The sequence below is a fragment of the Diaphorobacter oryzae DSM 22780 genome (assembly GCF_059568935.1).
Map to the genome: position 1 here is coordinate 98,073 of NZ_JCANUL010000011.1, position 20,286 is coordinate 118,358.

15 protein-coding genes are annotated in these 20,286 nt (G+C 65.6%); 13 read left to right on the forward strand and 2 right to left on the reverse strand.

What is annotated here, in order from left to right:
• Positions 1-12 precede the first annotated feature (12 nt).
• Both BP68_RS15655 and BP68_RS15660 read left to right on the forward strand, forming a co-directional pair.
• Complete coding sequence (locus tag BP68_RS15655; protein WP_496373415.1) at positions 13-1,302, forward strand: RraA family protein; 1,290 nt, start codon at positions 13-15, stop codon at positions 1,300-1,302.
• Positions 1,302-6,290, forward strand: coding sequence for a glycoside hydrolase family 99-like domain-containing protein (locus tag BP68_RS15660; protein WP_496373417.1), 4,989 nt, complete (start codon positions 1,302-1,304; stop codon positions 6,288-6,290). Before BP68_RS15655 ends, BP68_RS15660 begins: the two co-directional genes overlap by 1 nt.
• A 73-nt stretch (positions 6,291-6,363) precedes the next feature.
• On the opposite strand, the gene BP68_RS15665 is transcribed toward BP68_RS15660, so the two are convergent.
• A complete protein-coding gene (locus BP68_RS15665; RefSeq protein ID WP_496373419.1) occupies positions 6,364-7,923 on the reverse strand; it encodes a flagellin N-terminal helical domain-containing protein in 1,560 nt (519 codons plus the stop codon).
• Positions 7,924-8,256: 333 nt separating this feature from the next.
• Between BP68_RS15665 and BP68_RS15670 the strand changes: the two genes are divergently transcribed.
• The 4 genes from BP68_RS15670 (at position 8,257) to BP68_RS15685 (ending at position 12,283) form a co-directional block, all read left to right on the forward strand.
• Positions 8,257-9,807 carry a flagellin N-terminal helical domain-containing protein gene (locus BP68_RS15670; RefSeq protein ID WP_496373421.1) on the forward strand — a complete coding sequence of 517 codons (1,551 nt, stop codon included), beginning with the start codon at positions 8,257-8,259 and terminating at the stop codon, positions 9,805-9,807.
• Positions 9,808-10,006: 199 nt separating this feature from the next.
• Positions 10,007-11,452 carry a flagellar filament capping protein FliD gene (gene fliD / locus BP68_RS15675; RefSeq protein WP_496373423.1) on the forward strand — a complete coding sequence of 482 codons (1,446 nt, stop codon included), beginning with the start codon at positions 10,007-10,009 and terminating at the stop codon, positions 11,450-11,452.
• A gap of 72 nt (positions 11,453-11,524) precedes the next feature.
• On the forward strand, positions 11,525-11,980 hold the full coding sequence (gene fliS / locus BP68_RS15680) for a flagellar export chaperone FliS (RefSeq protein ID WP_496373425.1): 456 nt from the start codon (positions 11,525-11,527) through the stop codon (positions 11,978-11,980).
• 3 nt (positions 11,981-11,983) lie between these two features.
• Entirely contained in the window at positions 11,984-12,283 is a 300-nt protein-coding gene (locus BP68_RS15685) for a flagellar protein FliT (protein ID WP_496373427.1), read from the forward strand.
• 158 nt (positions 12,284-12,441) lie between these two features.
• Here BP68_RS15685 and fliE read toward each other — a convergent pair whose 3' ends face one another.
• Positions 12,442-12,753, reverse strand: a complete 312-nt coding sequence (fliE, locus tag BP68_RS15690) for a flagellar hook-basal body complex protein FliE (RefSeq protein ID WP_496373429.1) — start codon at positions 12,751-12,753, stop codon at positions 12,442-12,444.
• A gap of 172 nt (positions 12,754-12,925) precedes the next feature.
• Between fliE and fliF the strand changes: the two genes are divergently transcribed.
• The 7 genes from fliF (at position 12,926) to BP68_RS15725 (ending at position 20,280) form a co-directional block, all read left to right on the forward strand.
• Entirely contained in the window at positions 12,926-14,620 is a 1,695-nt protein-coding gene (gene fliF, locus BP68_RS15695) for a flagellar basal-body MS-ring/collar protein FliF (RefSeq protein ID WP_496373431.1), read from the forward strand.
• A gap of 30 nt (positions 14,621-14,650) precedes the next feature.
• Positions 14,651-15,646 carry a flagellar motor switch protein FliG gene (gene fliG / locus BP68_RS15700; RefSeq protein ID WP_496373433.1) on the forward strand — a complete coding sequence of 332 codons (996 nt, stop codon included), beginning with the start codon at positions 14,651-14,653 and terminating at the stop codon, positions 15,644-15,646.
• Entirely contained in the window at positions 15,633-16,367 is a 735-nt protein-coding gene (locus tag BP68_RS15705; protein WP_496373435.1) for a FliH/SctL family protein, read from the forward strand. The genes fliG and BP68_RS15705 overlap by 14 nt, the downstream gene beginning before the upstream one ends.
• On the forward strand, positions 16,357-17,760 hold the full coding sequence (gene fliI / locus BP68_RS15710) for a flagellar protein export ATPase FliI (protein ID WP_496373437.1): 1,404 nt from the start codon (positions 16,357-16,359) through the stop codon (positions 17,758-17,760). Before BP68_RS15705 ends, fliI begins: the two co-directional genes overlap by 11 nt.
• A 30-nt stretch (positions 17,761-17,790) precedes the next feature.
• On the forward strand, positions 17,791-18,252 hold the full coding sequence (gene fliJ / locus BP68_RS15715; protein WP_496373439.1) for a flagellar export protein FliJ: 462 nt from the start codon (positions 17,791-17,793) through the stop codon (positions 18,250-18,252).
• 5 nt (positions 18,253-18,257) lie between these two features.
• A complete protein-coding gene (locus BP68_RS15720; protein WP_496373441.1) occupies positions 18,258-19,550 on the forward strand; it encodes a flagellar hook-length control protein FliK in 1,293 nt (430 codons plus the stop codon).
• Positions 19,551-19,710: 160 nt separating this feature from the next.
• Positions 19,711-20,280, forward strand: a complete 570-nt coding sequence (locus BP68_RS15725) for a flagellar basal body-associated FliL family protein (protein ID WP_496373443.1) — start codon at positions 19,711-19,713, stop codon at positions 20,278-20,280.
• Positions 20,281-20,286: the final 6 nt, after the last annotated feature.

Genomic DNA, 20,286 nt, shown 5'->3' on the forward strand with positions numbered 1-20,286 from the left:
TGGGAATTTCAAATGAAGATTGTGGCCTTTGTCCCTGCTAAAGGGCACAGCGAGCGGATCAAGAACAAGAATTTGTCCATCCTGGATGGGGAGTATTTGTTCAAGCGGAAATTACGTCAGTTGCTGGAGTGCTCGCGTATCGACGAGGTTTATCTGGATACGGACTCGGATGAGCTGGCCGCTCTGGTAGATGATCTCCCGGTCAAAAGGTTGAAGCGTCCTCCGGAATTGGCGACCAATCAAACCGATGGGCATGCGCTGTTTGCCTATGAGTGCTCCCAGGTGGCTGCAGATGTCTATATTCAAGTGCTTTGCACGGCGCCATTCGTTGATGCTGACACGATGGATCGTGCCTTGTCATGCTTTCTCGATTCGGGCGCGGACTCGTTGGTGGCAATCAAGCGGGAAAAGCAATATGTCTGGAAGGACGGCGAGCCTGAATATGGCCGGGGGCGAATTCCCAATAGCGTTGACCTTCCGGCGGTAGATATCGAGGCCATGAGCCTGTACATGGTCAAGAACAAGGGTGTAGCCATTGATCGGCGCTTCACTGCTGCCCCATGCTTCTTCTTGTTGAACCCGGAAGAAAGCGTGGATGTGAACTGGCCCGCCGACCTCACTTTTGCCGAAAGCATATCGGCCGGCAAGCGCGCCCAGGAAAACCTGGCCATGCAAGCATTGAAGCCTTACCTGTCTTCAGCGATGCTGTCGGACATTACCCGAGAGATGGGGATGCGATGCGCCCTGCCTCGGCACCTTCAGCCTAATACTCGGCGCAAGATTTTTGGCCGATCCAAAACCATGCTGCTGGACCAATGCAGGCCGGGCGAGCATTGGGAGAATATTTACGATGCGCTGGGAAGCTACGACTTTGTTCGTCCTGGGGACATCATCGTTGTGGATAACCTGGTGCCGGACAGCGCGTATTTTGGCAATCTCAATGCGGGACTTGCTGCGCGCGCAGGGGCGGAGGGGGCCGTCATCAATGGCGTGACGCGTGATGCAGAGGCTGTGGCGGCATTGGATTTTGCGGTGTTTGCACGCGGGTTCTATTGCTCGGACATCAAGTACCGTGGCGTGGTCCGGTCCATGAATAAGCCGTTGAATATTGAGGGGGTGGATATTGCTAATGGCGATTATGTCTTTGGCGATGCAGATGGCGTGATCGTCATTCCCCAGCGGCACTGGAGCGCCGTGCAGGAGGCGGTGATGACGGGGATTGACAAGGAGTGGCGCGTGGGGCGCGCGGTGGCCATGGGCGTTCCGGCCAAAGATATCTTGCGGTCAGTGGGGGAGTTCTGATGCGTTGCCTCCTGTATGTCGAACCCTTCATTGAGCGGCAGGCACCTTTTTGGAAGGCAGGGTGGCTGGACCTTGCGGTAATTTTCCGAGAGTCTCTGGCTGAAGCGGGAGCAGACTTCCGTGTGCTGCTTGGAGAGGCTTTGCAGGAGGCTGCGCAGAGTCGGGGGTTTTCTGGGGAAGCCACTTTTGTGGCCGATTACCAGCCTTTGATAGAGAGGGCCGGCCGGGATTACCTGGACATCACATCGCGTTGGTACCTTGGTGAGACGGGCAAGGTGCAGGATGTTTTTTTGGAGTATGTGAAGAGGCTTCTGGGAGGCTGGAATCCTGAGGTCATTATTTCATTTTCTCCGGCGCCTTTTCTGGAGCGTCTTTTTCCGCAGGCACGCATTTTGTTCTTGGAAGTGGGAATGTTTTCCCGCAAGCCATTTCCGCTGACCCTGTATTTTGATCCTTGTGGCATGTTCAAGGACAGTCTCCTGTCCCGGCAGTCGGACCGTATTCGTGCCTTTCGCGCCGACGAGGAGGAGTTGGCGTTTATTAGGCGGTTGAGGCAGGTCTATATCGGCGAAGGCATCAGCCGGCTGAGGCCCGAGGCGGAAGCTATCTATGGAGAGCGACTGGCCTTGTTCCGCAAGAAACTGCTGTTGCCTTTGCAGTTTTCCGGCTATTACGCATTTGATGCCAACTGCCGCTTCAGGTCACAGTTCGACTATCTGCAGGAAGTGCTGGAGCGGGTGCCCCGTGACGTTGCCGTCGTGGTGACAGAGCATCCAGATCATCCGGTGGTGACAGAGGATGTTGCGCGCTACCTGGCTGGGAAGTACCCGCACTTCGTATGGAGTGCACGTGGGCGGGATATTTATGCCAGCTCCCAGGTGTTGATGCTCATGTGCGATGCGGTGGTGACCGTGAGCTCGGCCGTGGGGATGCAGGCGCTGTTCTATGAGCGCCCGGTTATCTCTCTGGGGACCTCCTACGCCACCCCATTTGCCGATGGCCATGACTTGTCGGATGTCGTAGAGGTGCTGAACCAAAAGCAGCCGGCAGACCGGTCGCATCTCCTGTACTGGCTGTTGAGCCGCTATTACGTGGCGATGGATTCGGTTCGTGACGCCGCATGGTTTGAGCGCTTTTGCCGGGAGTCATCCTCCGGGGCCGAGGGCGCGGCCCTGTATTCGTTGGATGCATTGCGTCGCCTGTATTTGCCCTCCGGGCCGCTGGACTTGGCGGGTGTTTTGCGTGGTGCGCTCAAGGATGTGGCCGTCGCTGAGATCGCAGCCCCCCGGAGCTCCGTGCGCGCCATCGCCTTCCACCTACCCCAATTCCACGCCATTGCGGAAAACGACGAGTGGTGGGGCAAGGACTTCACCGAGTGGAGCAATGTGCGCCAAGGGCAGCCGCTGTTCGACGGTCACTACCAGCCGCGCGTGCCGGCGGAGATGGGTTACTACGACCTTTCCGATGTCGAGGTGCTGGATCGCCAGGCCCGCCTGGCGCGCGAGCATGGGCTGGAAGGCTTTTGCTTCTATTACTACTGGTTCGACGGTCAGCGGTTGCTGGAGAAGCCTGTAGACCAGTTGTTGAGCCGGCCCGATATCGATCTGCCGTTCTGCCTGTGTTGGGCCAACGAGAACTGGACGCGCCGCTGGGACGGCGGCGAGCAGCAAGTGCTGATGCGCCAGAGCTACTCCCCGGAGCTTGACGAACGCTTCGCGCTGGACTTGGTGCCTTACCTGCGCGACGCGCGCTACATCCGCGTGGATGGCCGGCCGCTGGTGCTCGTCTACCGGCTTGACATCATTCCGAACGTGGCTCGTGCATCTTCCGCATGGCGGGAAGTCTGGCGTCGCGAGGGTATTGGCGAGGTCTACCTGCTGGCGGTAGACAGCTTCAAGCCGATGCACCCTGATGCGGCCGGATTCGATGCAGCGACCGAGTTCCTGCCGCATCAGGTCAATTTCTCCACCCTGGCGCCAGACATGGCGCTGCATGGTCTGCGCGACAACCGGATGAATCTGGCGGACTACGCGCAGTTGCCGGACTATTGGCTGAGCAGGCCCCGCCCTGCCTACAAGCGCTTTCGCGGCATCGTGCCAGCGTGGGATAACGCGGCCCGTCGGCGCAAGGGCGGAGCCACTGTCATCCATGGTTCCACGCCGCAGCTCTACGAGCAATGGCTGCGCCGCACCGTGGCGCGCACGCTGGAGGAACAGGCGGGCGATGAGCGGATTGTCTTCATCAATGCCTGGAATGAATGGGGTGAGGGCTGCTATCTCGAGCCAGATGCCAAGTTCGGCCGCGCCTATCTGGAGGCTACGCGGCGCGTGCTGCACAGCCCTCCGCAGGAGCTGCAGGAAGACCTGCAGCGCGAGCGGATGGCCGTTTTGCCTTCGCCCGACGCCTTCGCGCAGTGGCTGGATCGACGCGACCCCGAGGGTGCGCGTGTCCGCATGACGCAGGAGGAGGGACCGGTAGCGACCCTCCACGTCGTCATTGACGGAGAGGAGGGTGATCAGGCAGAAAGCACGCGACGCAGCCTTAGCGGGCCTGACGGGCGCTATCCGCGTGGCATGGCTGTATCGGTACTGGCTTGTGGCGATGGCTGCGCACCCCTCGCGGCACTCATGGAGCGGCGCACTGAGCAATGGTGGCTGCGCGTGCCTGCCGGGGTGCAGTTTTTGCCCTCAGGGGTGGAAATGGTGCGCCAGGCACTAGTGCAGGCGCCTGCGTGCAAGGCAGTGCATGCGGACGAGGTGGTGCAGGGGGCCAAGGGGCTGCTGCCGCTGTTCCGCCCGGATTTCAATCTCGACCTGCTCGTGAGCTTCCCCGGGGTGATGGGGAGGCACTGGCTCTTCCGCCGCGAGGCGCTCGAGGCCGTGGGCGGGTTCGATGCGGAGGATGGCGATGCATTCGAACTGGGCGCATTGCTGCGCATGGCCGAAAGTGGGGAGTTCGCCAGCTTGGGACATGTGTCGGAGCCATTCCTCATTGCGCCAGCCGCGGTGTCGGCCAGCGAAGATGCCCGGCAGGTGGTGCTGTCTCATATGCACCGGCGTGGCTATGCCAGTGCCCGGGTGGTGGATGGAGTACCGGGGACCTTCCGCGTACTGTATGAGCATGACCATGCGCCGTTGGTGTCGGTGATCATCCCGACCAAGGATCAGTTGCCGATGCTCCAGCGGTGCGTGGAGACATTGCTCGAGAAGACCGCTTACCGTCACTTTGAAGTGCTGATTGTTGATAACGGCAGCACGACCCCTGAAGCGCAGGCATGGCTCGACAGCATTGAGCGCATGGAGTCGGATCAGCTGCGTGTGCTGCGCTACCCGCATCCGTTCAACTACTCGGCGATGAACAACCTAGCTGCACGGCAGGCGCGCGGCGAGTATCTGCTGCTGCTCAACAATGACACGGCGGTGCTGCAGGAAAACTGGCTCGACGCCATGCTCAACCACGCACAGCGACCCGAGGTGGGCATCGTCGGTGCCAAGCTGCTCTATCCAGACGGTAGCGTCCAGCACGCGGGTGTGGTGCTGGGCCTGAATGGGCCCGCTGACCATCCGTACAACGGGGCCGCCATGAATGCTCCGGGTGACCTGCACCGGTTGCTGGTGGATCAAGACCTGAGCGCCGTGACGGGGGCCTGCCTCATGGTACGCAAGTCTGTCTATGAGGCGGTGGGCGGATTGGACGAGGGCGACTTCAAGGTTTCCTACAACGACGTGGACCTGTGCCTCAAGGTCAGGCAGTCCGGTCACCTGGTGGTGTGGACGCCGCACGCACTCATGATGCACGTGGGCAGCGTGAGCCAGAAAAGCGTGGACGCCGCAGCCCAGGAGGCCAAGCGCCAGCGCTTTGCCGCCGAGCAGGATGCGATGTACGCCAAATGGCTTCCGGTGTTGGCGCACGACCCGGCGTATCACCGGCATTTCACCCTGTACGGCAAGGGGTATGAGGTTGAACCGCATCTGCGCATGCCCACCGGCGCGCCCGCTCGGGGGCCGCGGGTGCTGGCGCACCAAGCCGATGCATACGGCTGCGGGCATTACCGGGTCATTCAGCCATGGCGCGCGATGCAGGCGGCGGGACGCATTGACGGAGGGTATTCCGCGGCGCTGTTGGAGGTGCCTGAACTCGAACGCTATGCGCCCGATGTGATCGTGCTGCAACGGCGGATCGGAGAGAAGCAGATCGAGTCCATGCGCCGCATCCACATGTTCTCGCGGGCATTCAAGGTGTATGAGTTGGATGACTATCTGCCCAACGTGCCTTTGCAGAACGCGCATCGCCTTGCGTTGTCGAGCGATGTACTCAAGGCATTGCGTCAGGGGCTGGGCTATGTGGATCGTTTCGTCGTCTCCACCGAGCCGCTGGCGGAGGCCTTCGCGGGTCTGCACCCGGACATTCGGGTGGTGGAGAACCGGCTGCCTCCATCATGGTGGGGCGCGGTGCAACCTACGCGCCGCCAGTCCGCAAAACCCCGGGTCGGCTGGGCGGGTGGCGTGGGGCACACGGGGGATCTGGCTCTGCTCAAGGACGTGGTGCGAGAGCTTGCGCAGGAGGTGGAATGGGTTTTCTTTGGCCTGTGCCCCGATGCGCTGCTGCCGCACGTTCACGAATACCATCCCGGCGGCGGCATTGACCGCTACCCTGCGCGTCTGGCGGCACTGGGCCTGGACTTGGCAATTGCCCCCCTGGAAGACAATCTGTTCAACCAATGCAAGAGTCAGCTCAAGCTGCTTGAATATGGGGCCTGCGGGTATCCGGTCGTCTGCAGCGACGTGGGCCCTTACCGGCGTTCCAGCCTGCCGGTCACCAAGGTGCGTAACCGGTTCAAGGATTGGGTGGGGGCCATCCGCATGCACGTTGGCGACCTGGATGCGGCCAGGCGGGAGGGCGATGAGCTGCAAGCGGCCGTTCGGCGTGACTGGATGCTGGAGGGTACAGGCCTGGATGCGTGGTTGGCCGCCTGGTCGGGGCGCTGAGTTTGCGCGACGTGGACAACGAAGAAAGCCCGGTGCAATGCACCGGGCTTTTTTTATGGAGCAGTTGCTCTTGTCAGCCTTTGAGCAGCGCCAGAACCCCCTGCGGAATCTGGTTGGCCTGGGCCACCATGGCGGTGCCGGCCTGTTGCAGGATCTGGGTGCGCGACAGGTTGGCCGTCTCCGCCGCGAAATCAGCATCCTGGATGCGGCTGCGCGAGGCGGACATGTTTTCCGATGAGATGTTCAGGTTGGCGATGGCCGTCTCGAAGCGCGACTGCAGGGCGCCGTAGTTGGCACGCTGACTGGCGATGGCTGCGATGGCTGCATCCACCATGGCCAGGGTGCGGTTGGCGCCGTCCACCGTGCTGATGTCCATGTCCTTGACGGCTTGCAACTGGCTGGATGTGGCGGTGGCAGCGAGCATGAAGCCGCCGCCCGCAGCAGCACCGGCCGTATCCATCGCGCTGAACGATTTGGACGAATCCAGCGTGATTTGGCCCGTCAGGACGATGTCGTGGGTGCCGAAGGCGCCCGCGCCCGCTTGGCCCGCAATCCCCGCCTGGGCTGTGGGCAGTGCCGTGCCGTCTGGATTGGTCAGGCTGAAGGTGCTGGCGGCGGCGGAGTTGTTCAACAGGTGAATGTCTTCACCCGCGTCGTTGGTGAGGATGATGCGGTCGCCGTCGTCGTTCACGCGCGCAGACACCCCGGTTTTGGCCGAAACGTCGTTGAATGCCTTCACGGCGGCGCTCAGACCATCGGCGGTGAGGGATTTAACGGTAAACGAGACCGTTGCAGGAGCACCCGTGGCGTTGTTCGAGGCGATTTGAAGCGTGTAAGAGGCGCCGGAGACGAGGTTATCGATTCCTACTTCGGTGCGCGCCGAAGCGCTCACGCCAGTGAGCTCGGTCTGGGCGTTCACCAGGGATGCCAAGCTCTCCGCGGATGCGCCTGCAGGGTAGGCAATGTCCTTCTTGCCGTAGGCACCGTCCACGGTCAGCGTGCCGCCCGTGATGGCGGAGGCGCCCACGGCGCCCTGAGCCTTGACGGAGCCCGGCAGGCTGCCCAGTGTCAGGTCGCCCGTGCCGTCCGTAGGCGTTACGGCCTTGCCGCCAATGCGGTAGTTGCCGTACGAACTGGTGCTGAAGTTCGACGAAGTGGCCGTGATGGTCTGGTTGGCATTGGCACCCACCTGGAAGGCGGCGCTGGTGAACGATCCGTCCAGCAGCTTGCGGCCGTTGAATTCGGTGGTCTTGGCAATGCGGTCCAGCTCGGAGGTGAGCTGGTTCACTTCGGAATTCAGGGCATTGCGGTCCGAGGCGCTGTTGGTGGCGTTGGCCGACTGCACGGCCAGCTCGCGAATGCGCTGCAGGATGTCGCCCGAGCTCTTGAGCGCGCCTTCGGCCACCTGGGCCAGCGAGATGCCGTCATTGGCATTGCGCGCGGCCTGGTTCATGCCGCGGATTTGTGTAGTGAAACGCTCGGAAATGGCCAGGCCGGCGGCGTCGTCCTTGGCGCTGTTGATGCGCAGGCCCGAGGACAGGCGATTGATCGAGGTGTTGAGCGAAGCCTGGCTGACACCCAGGTTGCGCTGGGCGGTGAGCGAGGCGATGTTGGTGTTGATCGTCGATGCCATTGCGGAACTCCTGCAGGGCTGGAAATGAACATTTCTGCCGGTTCAAGCGCTACCCCTCCGGCGGACTTTTTGGGAACGATGAAGGGATTGTGGGCAGCGGCCGCCGGGCCGTTGGCTGGATAAGCAGGCCAAAAACCGCTCAATCTGCCGATTCAGCCCTAAAGTTTTCTAAGCACAACCCGAAAACATCATCAACGGGCCGTGTGAAACAAAAAGTGACGACCCGCTGTTCAACAGATGGCCTGGTTGGGCGCTGTGAACGCTGTGGCCAGACGGTTCTGGGCCCAGTTGGCGGCAACGCCATATCTAGTCAGTTCTTTCGGGAGATTTGCAATGGCTTCCACCATCAACACGAACGTCGCCTCGCTCACCGCCCAGCGCAACCTGGGTGTCAGCCAGAACGCGCTCAATACCTCGATCAACCGTCTGTCCTCGGGCCTGCGCATCAACAGCGCCAAGGACGACGCCGCCGGCCTGGCCATTTCCGAGCGTTTCACCAGCCAGATCCGTGGCCTGAACCAGGCGGTGCGCAATGCCAATGACGGCATCTCGCTGGCGCAGACGGCTGAAGGCGCGCTCAAGAGCTCGGGCGACATCCTGCAGCGTATCCGCGAGCTGGCCGTGCAGTCGGCCAACGCCACCAACAGCGCCTCCGACCGCAATGCCCTGAACTCCGAGGTGAATCAGCTCACTTCCGAACTGGACCGCATCGCCAAGACCACCGAATTCAACGGCCGCAAACTGCTGGACGGCTCGTTCACCAGCGCCGCCTTCCAGGTGGGTGCCAATGCCAACCAGACCATCACGGCCACCTCGTCGAACTTCAGCACCAATGCCTACGGTAACAACCGTATTGGTGCCAAGGCAGCCACGGCCACGGACTCGAGCGGTGATCTGACGCTGGGTAGCACGGCAGGCACCAAGCTGGTGCAGGCCAGTGCGACGGGCACTTCGGCCATCGCGGGCGGCACTCTGACCATCGAAGGTGCAGCTGGCAAGAAGGACATTACCTACGCGGCCAAGTCTTCGGCCAAGGACGTGGCAGCCCTGGTGAACGCCCAGACCGAATACACCGGAGTGAGCGCATCGGCCCGCACCGAGGTGCAGTTGGATACGTTCGCTTCCGGCTCCTTCACCCTGGAAGTGGCCTCCAACAACGAAACGACCGCCCCGGTCACCATTTCGTTCAAGGTGGAGAAGAACGACGCGGAAGGCTTGAGCGCTGCGGTGAAGGCGTTCAACGATGTGTCTGCCAAGACTGGCGTATCGGCCCGCTTGAACGAGGCTGGCAACGGCATCATTTTGGTCAATGACTCGGGCGAGGACATCAATCTTAAGAACAAGTCGGCCCTCGCTGCTACCAACTTCACGTTGCACCATGCCAACGATACGACGACTGCCATGGCCGGCGGTGCTGCCGTCGCGGGCGCTGGTGCCAACTTCACCGTGATCACGGGCCAGCTCACGCTGGATTCGTCCAAGTCCTTCAGTGCCACGGACTCGGCGGGTACGGCCGCAGGCACGGTCAACGGCTTCCTGATCGGCACCACGGCCAACGCCAGCCAGATGCAGGCCGTGAAGGACATGGATGTGAGCACGGTGGCCGGCGCCAACCGCACCCTGGCCATGGTGGATGCCGCCATCTCGGCCATCGCCAGCCAGCGTGCCAGCTACGGTGCCCTGCAGTCGCGCTTCGAAAGCGCGGTGGCGAACCTGCAGACCACGTCGGAAAACATGTCCGCCTCCCGCAGCCGTATCCAGGACGCTGACTTTGCGGCCGAAACCGCCGCCCTGTCGCGGGCCCAGATCCTGCAGCAAGCCGGTACCGCCATGGTGGCGCAGGCCAACCAGCTGCCGCAGGGCGTGCTGGCCCTGCTGCGCTAAGCCGGAATTTGGGGCCGGTCTCTTGCGGGGCCGGTCTCGCAACCACCGGGAGCGGCGACGATAAAAATCGTCGCCGCTTTGTCGCTTGCACAGGGATGGGCGGTGTTCCGGGCACTTATCGGCGCAATGCGCCTGGCAGGTTGGCTGGACAATCTCTCGATTGGTATTAACCTGACAGTGCATTTATCAGGAGGTGGCTGTGCCTAGCTTTACGAATTTGGGAGTCGGTCTTGGTGGCAACATCAATGTCAACGAGCTCATCAAGGCGTCCGTGGACATGGCGCGCCTGCCTATCACCAGGAGCACCGGCCTGACCTACCAGGCCACGATGATCGACGCCAAGATATCCACCTACGGCCAGATCAAGTCGCTGGTGTCCACTTTGTCGGACGCCGCGAGCAAGCTGGCGAGCGTGACGGGGTGGAATGCGGTGACGGCCACCTCGTCGAACAAGGACGCCATCACCGCCTCGGCGGTGGGCGGAACGGTCGCTTCCACACTCAGTGTGGAGGTGCAGGGGCTGGCCAAGGCGCAGACAATGACTTCGCAGGCGCTGGGCAAGGGCTTGCCGGTGGGCGCAGGCACGCTGCGCCTGGAGGTGGGCAAGTGGGCCGACCCTTCCACATTCACGCCTGCCGATGGCAAGACGGCCGTGGACATCGTGGTCGGCGCCAATGACACGCTGTCCAGCATCGCGGGCAAAATCAACGGCGCCAAGGCGGGCGTGACGGCCACCATCGTGTCCGACGCTTCGGGCGAGCGCCTGCTGCTGCGCAGCCAGTCCACCGGAGAAGAAGCGGGTTTCCGCATGACAGTCACCGACACCGATGGCAACGATGCCGATGGTTCGGGCCTGTCGCGCCTCATGGACAACGTCGCCACCAGTTATGCGGAGGATGCCAAGGCAACGGTCAACGGCATCGCGGTGACGTCCGCCACCAACACGTTCGCCAACACGGTGTCTGGCGTGACGTTCAATGCGCTGAAGGTGACGACGGGCCCGGTCGAGATCACGGTGGCCAGCGACACCTCGAAGGTCCGGGAGAACCTGGACGCCTTCGTGAAAGCCTACAACGCAGTCAATCAGGCACTCAACACGATCACCAGCTACGACAAGGAAACCAAGACGGCCGGGCTGCTGCAGGGCGACTCGACGGCGGTGTCGCTGCAGAACACCCTGCGCATGGCGCTGCAGTCGGTGGCGGGCGGTGGGGATGGCAAGCTGCGCACGCTGTCAGACGTCGGCATCGGTACGGCCAAGGGGACTGATCCGCTGCGGCCCACGGGCGATCTGGAGATCGACTCGGTCAAGCTCAATGCAGCGCTCAAGGATCCTGAGGCGCTCAAGACGTTCTTTCGCGGTGCCGATGGCAATGCCGCCAATGGCGTGGGAACCAAGATCAAGGCCACGCTCGACAGCCTGCTGGCGGATGGAACCGGCTTCTTTTCCAGCAAGGACAAAGTGCTGCAAAAAGCCAAGACGGCCAATTCGAAGGACGTCCGTGCGGTGGAAGACCGTGCCACGCGGCTGGAGGCCAACCTGACGGCGCGCTACGTGGCGCTGGACAGCCAGATGAGCCGGCTGAATGCGCTGAACGCCTACATTGCCCAGCAGGTGACGACCTGGAATAAAACCCCTGGTTGAGTTCAAGCGAAGCTTTAAGTTTTAGCGTGCCTTGCCGATAAATACAGCAGACAGTTCAAAGGAATGCCTGCCATGTTCGCCGCCTACCAGCCCCGTGCCGCGTCTGCCTACCAGCGCATCAACGTGGAAACCAGCATGCACACGATCGATCAGCACCAACTGGTCAGCCTGTTGTATGAGGGCTTGCTGAGTGCCATTGCCACGGCGCGCGGGGCGCTGGCGCGCGGCGACGTGCTGACCAAGTGCAATAGCGTCGCCAAGGCCACCCGCATCCTCGAGGAGGGCCTGAGCACGGCGCTGGACCGCGAGATGGGCGGAGAGCTGGCGGAGAACCTGGGCGCGCTGTATGACTATTGCCTGCGCCGTCTGATCCTGGCCAACGCCCGTAACGACGACGCGATGATGGAAGAGGTCATGCGCCTGATCGAGCCCATCGCTTTGGGCTGGAACGAAATCAAAAAAACCGGAGCCTCCTCTGCCGTTGCAGCAGGCCGGCCCGAAAACCACCCCGTGATGGTCGGGGCCTGAGACATGCCCGAAATGCTGATTGACTACTACAAGGCCATCGAAGACAGCAGCGCCAAGATGCTGGAGGCCGCCAAGCTCAAGGACTGGGATGGCGTGGTGCGCTACGAGGGCGCCTGCGCCGTGCTCATCGAGCAACTGCGGTTCCAGTCGCAGGCGCAGGAGCTGGCCCCGGAGCACCGCAAGGAAAAGGCGCGCATCATGCAGCGCATCCTGCGCAACGATGCCCAGATCCGCTGCCTGGCCGAGCCCTGGCTGGCGCAGTTCGAGCATCTGTTTGACGGCCAGCCGCAGATGATGCACTGAGGGCGGCAGCCCGGGAACGGGCTGCAGCGGCGTGGTGGCGCCGCATGCCGAGTTCCAAGGACGAAAAAAGCCGGCACCGCAAGGTGGCCGGCTTTTTTTAATCAAAAATGGCTTTTGCGCTTATCCATCAAGCGCTAGCAGCTATTAAATCAGGAGTTCTACACCTGCATGTTCATGATGTCGGTGTAGGCCTGCACCATGCGGTTGCGCACATGCAGCGTGGCCTGGAAGCCGATCTGCGCCTTCTGCATGGCGACCATGGTTTCCTCGATGCTGACGTTGGGGTTTTCCAGTTGCACCTCGCGCTGCAGGCCGCCGGCGCGGTCCTGGGCGGCGCTCACGGACTGCAGGGCGTCCTTGAATGCGGTTGAGAAGCCGGCCTCCTGCACGCCTTCCTGCGGCGCAGTGACGCGGCGCGCCACTTGGGTGCCGGTAAGCGGGGATGGGGTGCTGGCGATGCGCAGGTCCATGGCGGTTGCTGGGAGAAATTGGGGATGGTGCAATCGTAGGCGGCCGGCGGCGCGCCAGCGCGGCGAAATGATGGTCAAAGGCGCGCTTTATCCGGCGAACGGCGCAGGGGGGCGACCCAATAATCGCACCAGCGCCAGAGTCCCGCCTGGCACCGTCTATTTGGAAAGCACGATGTCCGCAGTTGCCGAAGTTCCCGTCACTCCGCCGCCTGTCGCCAGCCCCGGCTGGCCGCAGCGGCTGGCGTCGCTCGACCGGTCCACCCGCCTGCGCCTGGGCGCCGTGGCGGCGCTGCTGGTGGCGGCCCTGGCGGCCGCGTTCTTCTATACCCGCCAGCCCGACTACCGGGTGCTGTTCTCCGGCCTGAACGACAAGGACGGCGGCGCCATCGTGGCCCAGCTGTCCCAGATGAACGTGCCCTACAAGTACACCGAGGGCGGCGGCGCCATCATGGTGCCGGCCGAGCGCGTGCACGATGTGCGCCTGCGCCTGGCCACGCAGGGGCTGCCCAAGGGCTCGGTGACGGGCTTCGAACTCATGGAGACGAACCGCTTCGGCGTGACCCAGTTCCAGGAACGGCTCAACTTCCAGCGCGGGCTGGAGGGCGAGCTCACGCGCTCCATCCAGGCGCTGGCCTCGGTGCAGAGCGCGCGCGTGCACCTGGCGCTGCCCAACCAGAACGGTTTCTTTCGCGAGCAGCAAAAGCCCTCGGCCTCGGTGCTGCTGGGCCTGTACCCGGGGCGCTTTCTGGACCGCGCCCAGCTCGCCGGTATCGTGCACCTGGTGGCCTCCAGCGTGCCGGAGCTGGCGCCCTCGGCCGTGAGCGTGCTGGACGACACGGGCAAGCTGCTGTCGCAGTCGCCCGACGCGGCCGCCAGCAACGGCGTGGACGCGCAGCAGCTGGCCTATGTGCAGTTGATTGAGCAGCAGTACACGCGCCGTATCCTGGACCTGCTGGAGCCCGTGGTGGGCAAGAACAACGTGAAGGCCCAGGTGACGGCCGAGGTGGACTTCAGCCACACCGAGTCCACGGTGGAGCAGCACCGGCCCAATCTGGCGCCCGATGCCAGCGCCGTGCGCAGCCAGCAGATCGTGGAGAGCAGCGGCCCGCAGGGCCCGCAGCCGCCCGCGGGCGTACCCGGCGCGGTCAGCAACCAGCCGCCGCAGAATTCCACCGCCCCCATCAACGGCGCCAACCCGCCGCCCACGGCCGTCAACGGCCAGCAGCCCGGGCAGGGCAGCGCCGTGCAGGGCAAGCGCGAATCCGTCACCAACTACGAGGTGGACAAGACCACGCATGTGACGCGCGGCGGCACGGGCGCCGTCAAGCGCGTGAATGCGGCCGTGGTCGTGAACTACCAGCCCGTCAGCGAGGGGCCGGGCAAGCCCATGGTGAACAAGGCGCTCACGCCCGAGCAGCTGGAACAGATGACCGCCCTGGTGCGCGAGACCATCGGTTTCAACAAGGAGCGCGGTGACTCGGTGAACCTGATGAACGCGCCCTTCCTCGTGCAAGAGGCGCCCGTGGGCGAGCTGCCGCTGTGGAAGCAGCCCGAGGTGATCGAGCTGGCCAAGACCCTGGGCTGGCCCGTGGGCATCTCCCTGGCCGCGGCCCTGCTGCTGCTGGGCCTGGTGCGCCCGATGCTCAAGGCGCGGGCCCGCGCGGTGCCGGTCATGCAGCCGCAGGGCGGGCAACTGAGCGCGGTCGCCTCCGAAGACCTGCAGCGCCCCGCGCTGCCCGCTCCGGTGCAGGCCGAGGAGCTGCAGCCCACGGCCGAGCAGCTGCGCCTGGAGGACGCGCGCCAGCTGGCCCGCGACAACCCCGTGGCCGTGGCCAGCATCCTCAAAACCTGGGTCAACGGCGAATGACGCCGGCCCGCATCTGAAAACGAGTCTGGCATGGATGAGCAAGGCCTGAACGACGCAGCGATCATGCTGATGTCCCTTGGCGAGGAAGAGGCGGCCGAGGTCTTCAAGCACCTGTCCCCGAAGGAGGTGCAGAAGCTGGGCGAGACCATCGCGCGCATGCGCACGGTCTCCAAGGAGAAGGTGGACGAGGTGCTCAACCGCTTCACCAACGACGCGGCGGCGCAGAGCCTGCTGGTGTCCGACACCAGCAACTACGTGCGCGCCGTGCTCAAGCGCGCCCTGGGCGACGACAAGGCCGCGCTGCTGATCGACCGCATCCTGCAGGGCGGCGATGTCTCGGGCATCGAAAGCCTCAAGTGGATGGATCCGCTGTCGGTGGCCGAGCTGCTGCGCAACGAACACCCGCAGATCGTGGCGGCCATCCTGGTGCACCTGGATCCGGAGCAGTCTTCCGCCATCCTGATGCAGCTCACCGAGCGCCAGCGCAGCGAGGTGATGCTGCGCATCGCCACGCTGGAGGGCATCCAGCCGACGGCGCTCAAGGACCTGAACGAGGTGCTGTTCAAGGTGCTGGCCGGCGGCGACAAGGTGCGCAAGAGCTCGCTGGGCGGCGTCAAGGCGGCGGCCGACATCATCAACCTGCTGGGCTCGGGCATGGACGCGGCGGTGCTGGAGTCCATCCGCGGCTACGACATGGACCTGGCGCAGAAGATCATGGACAAGATGTTCGTGTTCGACGATCTCGCCAAGCTCGACGGCCGCGCCATCCAGACCGTGCTGCGCGAGGTGGCCTCCGAAACCCTGGTGGTGGCGCTCAAGGGCGCGCAGCCCGAGGTGCGCGAGAAGATCCTCGCCAACATGTCCTCGCGCGCCGCCGAGGCCATGCGCGAAGACCTGGAGTCGCGCGGCCCCATGCGGCTGTCCGAGGTCGAGGCTCAGCAAAAGGAAATTCTCAAGACCGTGCGCCGCCTGGCCGAGGAAGGCCAGATCGCGCTGAGCAGTGGTGGCGACGATGCCTTCGTCTAGCCGCCACTACACCCGCTTCATCCCGCGCGAGGAAGTGGGCGACGTCACGCGCTGGGAGTTCGGCGACGTCCATGTCGCCGACACGCTGCAGCCCCTGGTGGCCGAGCCGCAGGTGCTGGAACCTGAGCCGGTCCTGCCGCCGCCGGGCATTGCCGAGGCCGAGCACCAGGAGCTGCTGCAGCAGGCGCGCGACGAGGCGTATGCACGCGGCCTGGCCGAAGGTCAGGAGCAGGCGGGGCTGCAGTGGCAGCAGCGCATGGATGAATACGTGGCCGGCCAGGGGCAGGAGGCCGCGCAGCGGCTGGCGAGCCTGGCCCAGTCCCTGGAAGAGAGCTTTTCCGGCATGCAGCAGTCCATGGCCCAGGAGGTGCTGCAGCTGGCCTGCGACATCGCCCGCCAGGTGGTGCGCCAGGAGGTGGCGGGCAATCCGCAGGCCATGCTGCCCGTGGTGCGCGAGGCGCTGGGCATGCTGGTCAGCGAGGGTCGTCCGGCCACCGTGCGCCTGAACCCCGGCGACTGGGCCGCGCTGGAGCAGCCGCTGCGCGAGGAGTTCGCCGCCGGCCGCATCCAGTGGCTGGCGGACGCGGCCGTGGAGCCCGGCGACTGCCTGGTGGAGTCGGCCGGCATGGCCGTGGATGGCACGCTGGACAAGCGTTGGCGCCGCGCCATTGCGGCGCTGGGGCTGGCGGCAGCCTGGCGGGAGGGCGGCCATGCCGATTGAGCAGGCCGCCGCCTGGGGAGACTTCGTCGCCGAGGCGCGCAAGCGCGTGGCGCAGGAACTGCCGCTGGAGACGCGCGGTACGCTCACGCGCCTGACCGGTCTGGTGCTGGAGGCCGCGGGCATCCGCGTCCCCGTGGGTTCGCAATGCCAGGTGCAGATGGCCGGACAGGAGCCCGTGCTGGCCGAGGTGGTGGGCTTCGCCGCAGACAAGGCCTTCTTGATGCCCGCGGGCGACGTGCATGGGCTGTCCAGCGGCGCCAGCGTCACGCCGGCCGCGGCCTACGTGCCCGCGCCGCGCCTGGGCGGTACGCCCGCCGACCCCGCCGAGGCCCGGGCGGGTGTGCTGCGCCTGCCCATGGGTGACGGATTGCTGGGGCGCGTGGTGGACTCGCAGGGCCAGCCGCTGGACCACGGCGGGCCGCTGGCGGATGTGGCCGCCCAGGCCATGGACCGCAGCCCCATCAACGCCATGGAACGCGACCCGGTGCGCGAGCCGCTCGATACCGGCGTGCGCGCCATCAACGCGCTGCTCACCGTGGGCCGCGGTCAGCGGCTGGGCCTGTTCGCGGGCTCGGGCGTGGGCAAGAGCGTGCTGCTGGGCATGATGGCGCGCTACACCCAGGCCGACGTGATCGTGGTGGGGCTGATCGGCGAGCGCGGCCGCGAGGTCAAGGAATTCGTCGAAGACATCCTGGGCGAACAGGACCGCGGCCGCGCCGTGGTGGTGGCGGCCCCGGCCGACGCGCCGCCGCTCCTGCGCATGCAGGGCGCGGCCTATGCCACGGCCATCGCCGAGCATTTCCGCGACCAGGGGCGGCATGTGCTGTTGCTGATGGATTCGCTGACGCGCTACGCCATGGCGCAGCGCGAGATCGCCCTGGCCATCGGCGAGCCGCCGGCCACCAAGGGCTATCCGCCCAGCTGCTTCGCCAAACTGCCCGCGCTGGTCGAGCGCAGCGGCAACGGGCTGAACGGCGTGGGCTCGATCACCGCCTTCTACACAGTGCTGTCCGAGGGCGACGACCAGCAGGACCCGATCGCCGATGCGGCGCGCGCCATCCTGGACGGCCACATCGTGCTGTCGCGGGCGCTGGCCGAGAGCGGGCACTATCCCGCCATCGACATCGAACAGTCGGCCTCGCGCGTGATGCACAACGTCGTGCCGCGCGCGCATTTCGACCTGGCGCGCCAGTTTCGCGCCATCTACTCGCGCTACCAAAAGAGCAGCGACCTGATCCAGGTCGGCGCCTACATGAGCGGCTCCGACCCGCAGCTCGACGAGGCCATACGCCTGCAACCGGGCATGACGGCCTTCCTGCAGCAGGACATGCGCGAGGCCGCCCCCATGGACGACAGCCTGGCGGCCATGGGCCAGGTGCTGGAGGGCGCCTGAGGCGCCGGCTAGGACGGGAGGGCTTGTCGCATGTCGTCGCTCAACGCATTCCTGGTGGTCGTGGAGCTGGCCGAGCGCCGGCGCGACGCCGCGCGCCAGACGCTCAGGGATGTGCAGAGCGCGCGCCACGCGGCGCAGGCGCAGCTGGGCCAGCTCGAGGGCTATGCGGCCGAGACCCAGGGCCGCTGGGGGGCGAAGGCGGACAGCGCCATGCAGCCCGAGGTGATGTACCACCACTACCAGTTCATGGGCCGGCTGGAGCACGCGATCGGCCTGCAGATCCGTGTGGTGGGGGGGCAGGACGAGCGCGTGGAGAAGGCCGCGCAGGCGTTGCTGGCGGCCGAGCTGCGCCTGGCCAGCCTGCGCAAGGTGCTGGACAGGCGCCGCAGCGAGCTGGCGCTGCAGCAGCAGCGCAGCGAACAGAAACAGACCGACGAGCGCGCCGCGCTGCGTGTGGCGGGTGCGGGCACAGGCCCGTGGGATCAGGAGTAGCAAGCATGGAACAGACACGTATTTCTTCCCCCGCGTCGCAGGGCGCGCATGAGGCCCGTGCCGCGCGGGGCGCCACGGGCAAGGGCAGCATGCATGACGGCCCGCAGGCCGCTGCCCCAGGGGGCTTTGCGCTGCTGCTGGCGGCCCAGGACGAGGTGGTGGGCGTGGGCCTGCCGGATGCGCTTGCGGCTGCGGACGCTGCACCCGCCCAGGGGACTGCCGAGGCGTCGGATGCCTCGGCCTGGGCCGCCTGGCTGACGGGCCTGCCGCCTGGCGTGGCGCTGGCCGAGCGGCTGGAGGCGCTGTCCCAGGCCGCGGGGGGCGTGGCGGGCGGTGAGGCGGGGGCTCTGATCGGGCACCTGGGCCTGGGCCTGGTCCGGCCGGGGCAGGATACCCTGGTGGGCCAGACGGCGTGGCTGGACGGCGCGACGGAGGCCGCCGCGCTCAACGGCGCGCCGCAGGCCTTGGCCTTGGGCAAGGGGGCGATGGCGCGCACGCCGCAGTCGGGAGAGCCGGGCAGCGCACGCGCCGGCATCCGCATGGGCCTGTCCGCAGCCGCCATGGAGGCCGCGCCGGAGCGTGCGGCCCCGGCAGCCGCGGGTGCGCCCACGGCGGCCGTGCAGGCGGCGACCCAGGTTCTGGCGGCCGCGGAGCGGCGCGACGCCTTGCCGACGATGGCGCCGCACATGGCGCGGACCGAGGGCGATCCGGCGGCGCAGGGCATGTCGGCGGCCGCTATGGCGGGGGCTGCCACGGGCGTGGCGGGCGGTGACGCCGGGGCCGCGTTGCGGGGCGGTGATGCCACGGCCGCGGGTGCGGGCGGCTCGGCGGCCCTGGAGCCGCAGCTGCCCGAGGCGGCGGATGCAGCGGCCGCGCTGGCCGAGGCGGCGCAAGCCGATGGGGCCGGGCTGGAAGAGCAGATGGCGGAGCGGGTGGCCTACTGGGTGCACCAGAAGACCCAGAACGCCGAGCTGACGCTGGACCGCGACGGCAGGCCCGTGGAGGTGAAGGTGGCACTCACGGGCGATGAGGCCCACATCACCTTCCGCAGCGACCAAGCCGAGGCGCGCGACCTGTTCGACAGCAGCACGGCCCAGCTGCGCGAGATGCTGCAGCGCGAGGGGCTACAACTGGCCGGCGTGACGGTGGGCACGGCCGGCGGCGATGGGGCGGGCCCCCGCCAGGGCGGGCAGGAAGGGCGCCAGGGCGCCCGCCAGGCTGCCGTGCATGCCGCAGCCGAGGGCGCTCCTGCTCCACGGCGTGGCGTGACCGAGCGCTCCGTGGATATCTTCGTCTGAGCCGCCAAGCAACCGAAAAACCGGCTTTTGGGGGCTTATTCGGTTGATCGACCGGGGGCGGGGCGTTCAATAATCGGCCATACCGCAAGCGGTGGCCCCTGGGTTGGCCGCTTGCACAGCCCCATCCTCTTTCGCGCCCGCTGCGCAAGAAAGCCCCAACGTGTCAGACACCAACGCCGCCCCGGCCAAGAGCAAGAAACTGATCGTCATCCTGGCGGTGCTCGCGCTGCTGCTGGTGGTGGGCGGTGCCGCGGCGTGGATGCTGCTGGCCAACCGCCACGCCGGCGATGACGAGGGCGAACCCGCACGCACGGGCCAGGCGGCGGTGCCCAAGACGCCTCCCACCTTCCTGCCCATGGACAACATGGTGGTCAATCTGGCCGACCCCGGTGGCGACCGCTTCGCGCAGGTGGGCATCACGCTGGAGCTGGCCGACGGCAAGACCGCCGACCTGGTGAAGGCCTACATGCCCAGCATCCGCAGCAGCGTGCTGCTGCTGGTCTCCCAGCGCACGACCGACGAGCTGCTGACGCGCGAGGGCAAGGAGAAGCTGGCCGTGGACATCCGGCGCGAGGTGTCGCGCCCGCTGGGCTACAGCGTGCCCAAGCCCCGCAAGCGCCAGGCCAGCCGCGACCCCGAGGAGGAAGGCGACGAGGACTACGAACCCCGTCCCCGGGTGGACAACAACCCGGTGCGGCAGGTGCTGTTTTCGAGTTTCATCATCCAGTGATGGGAG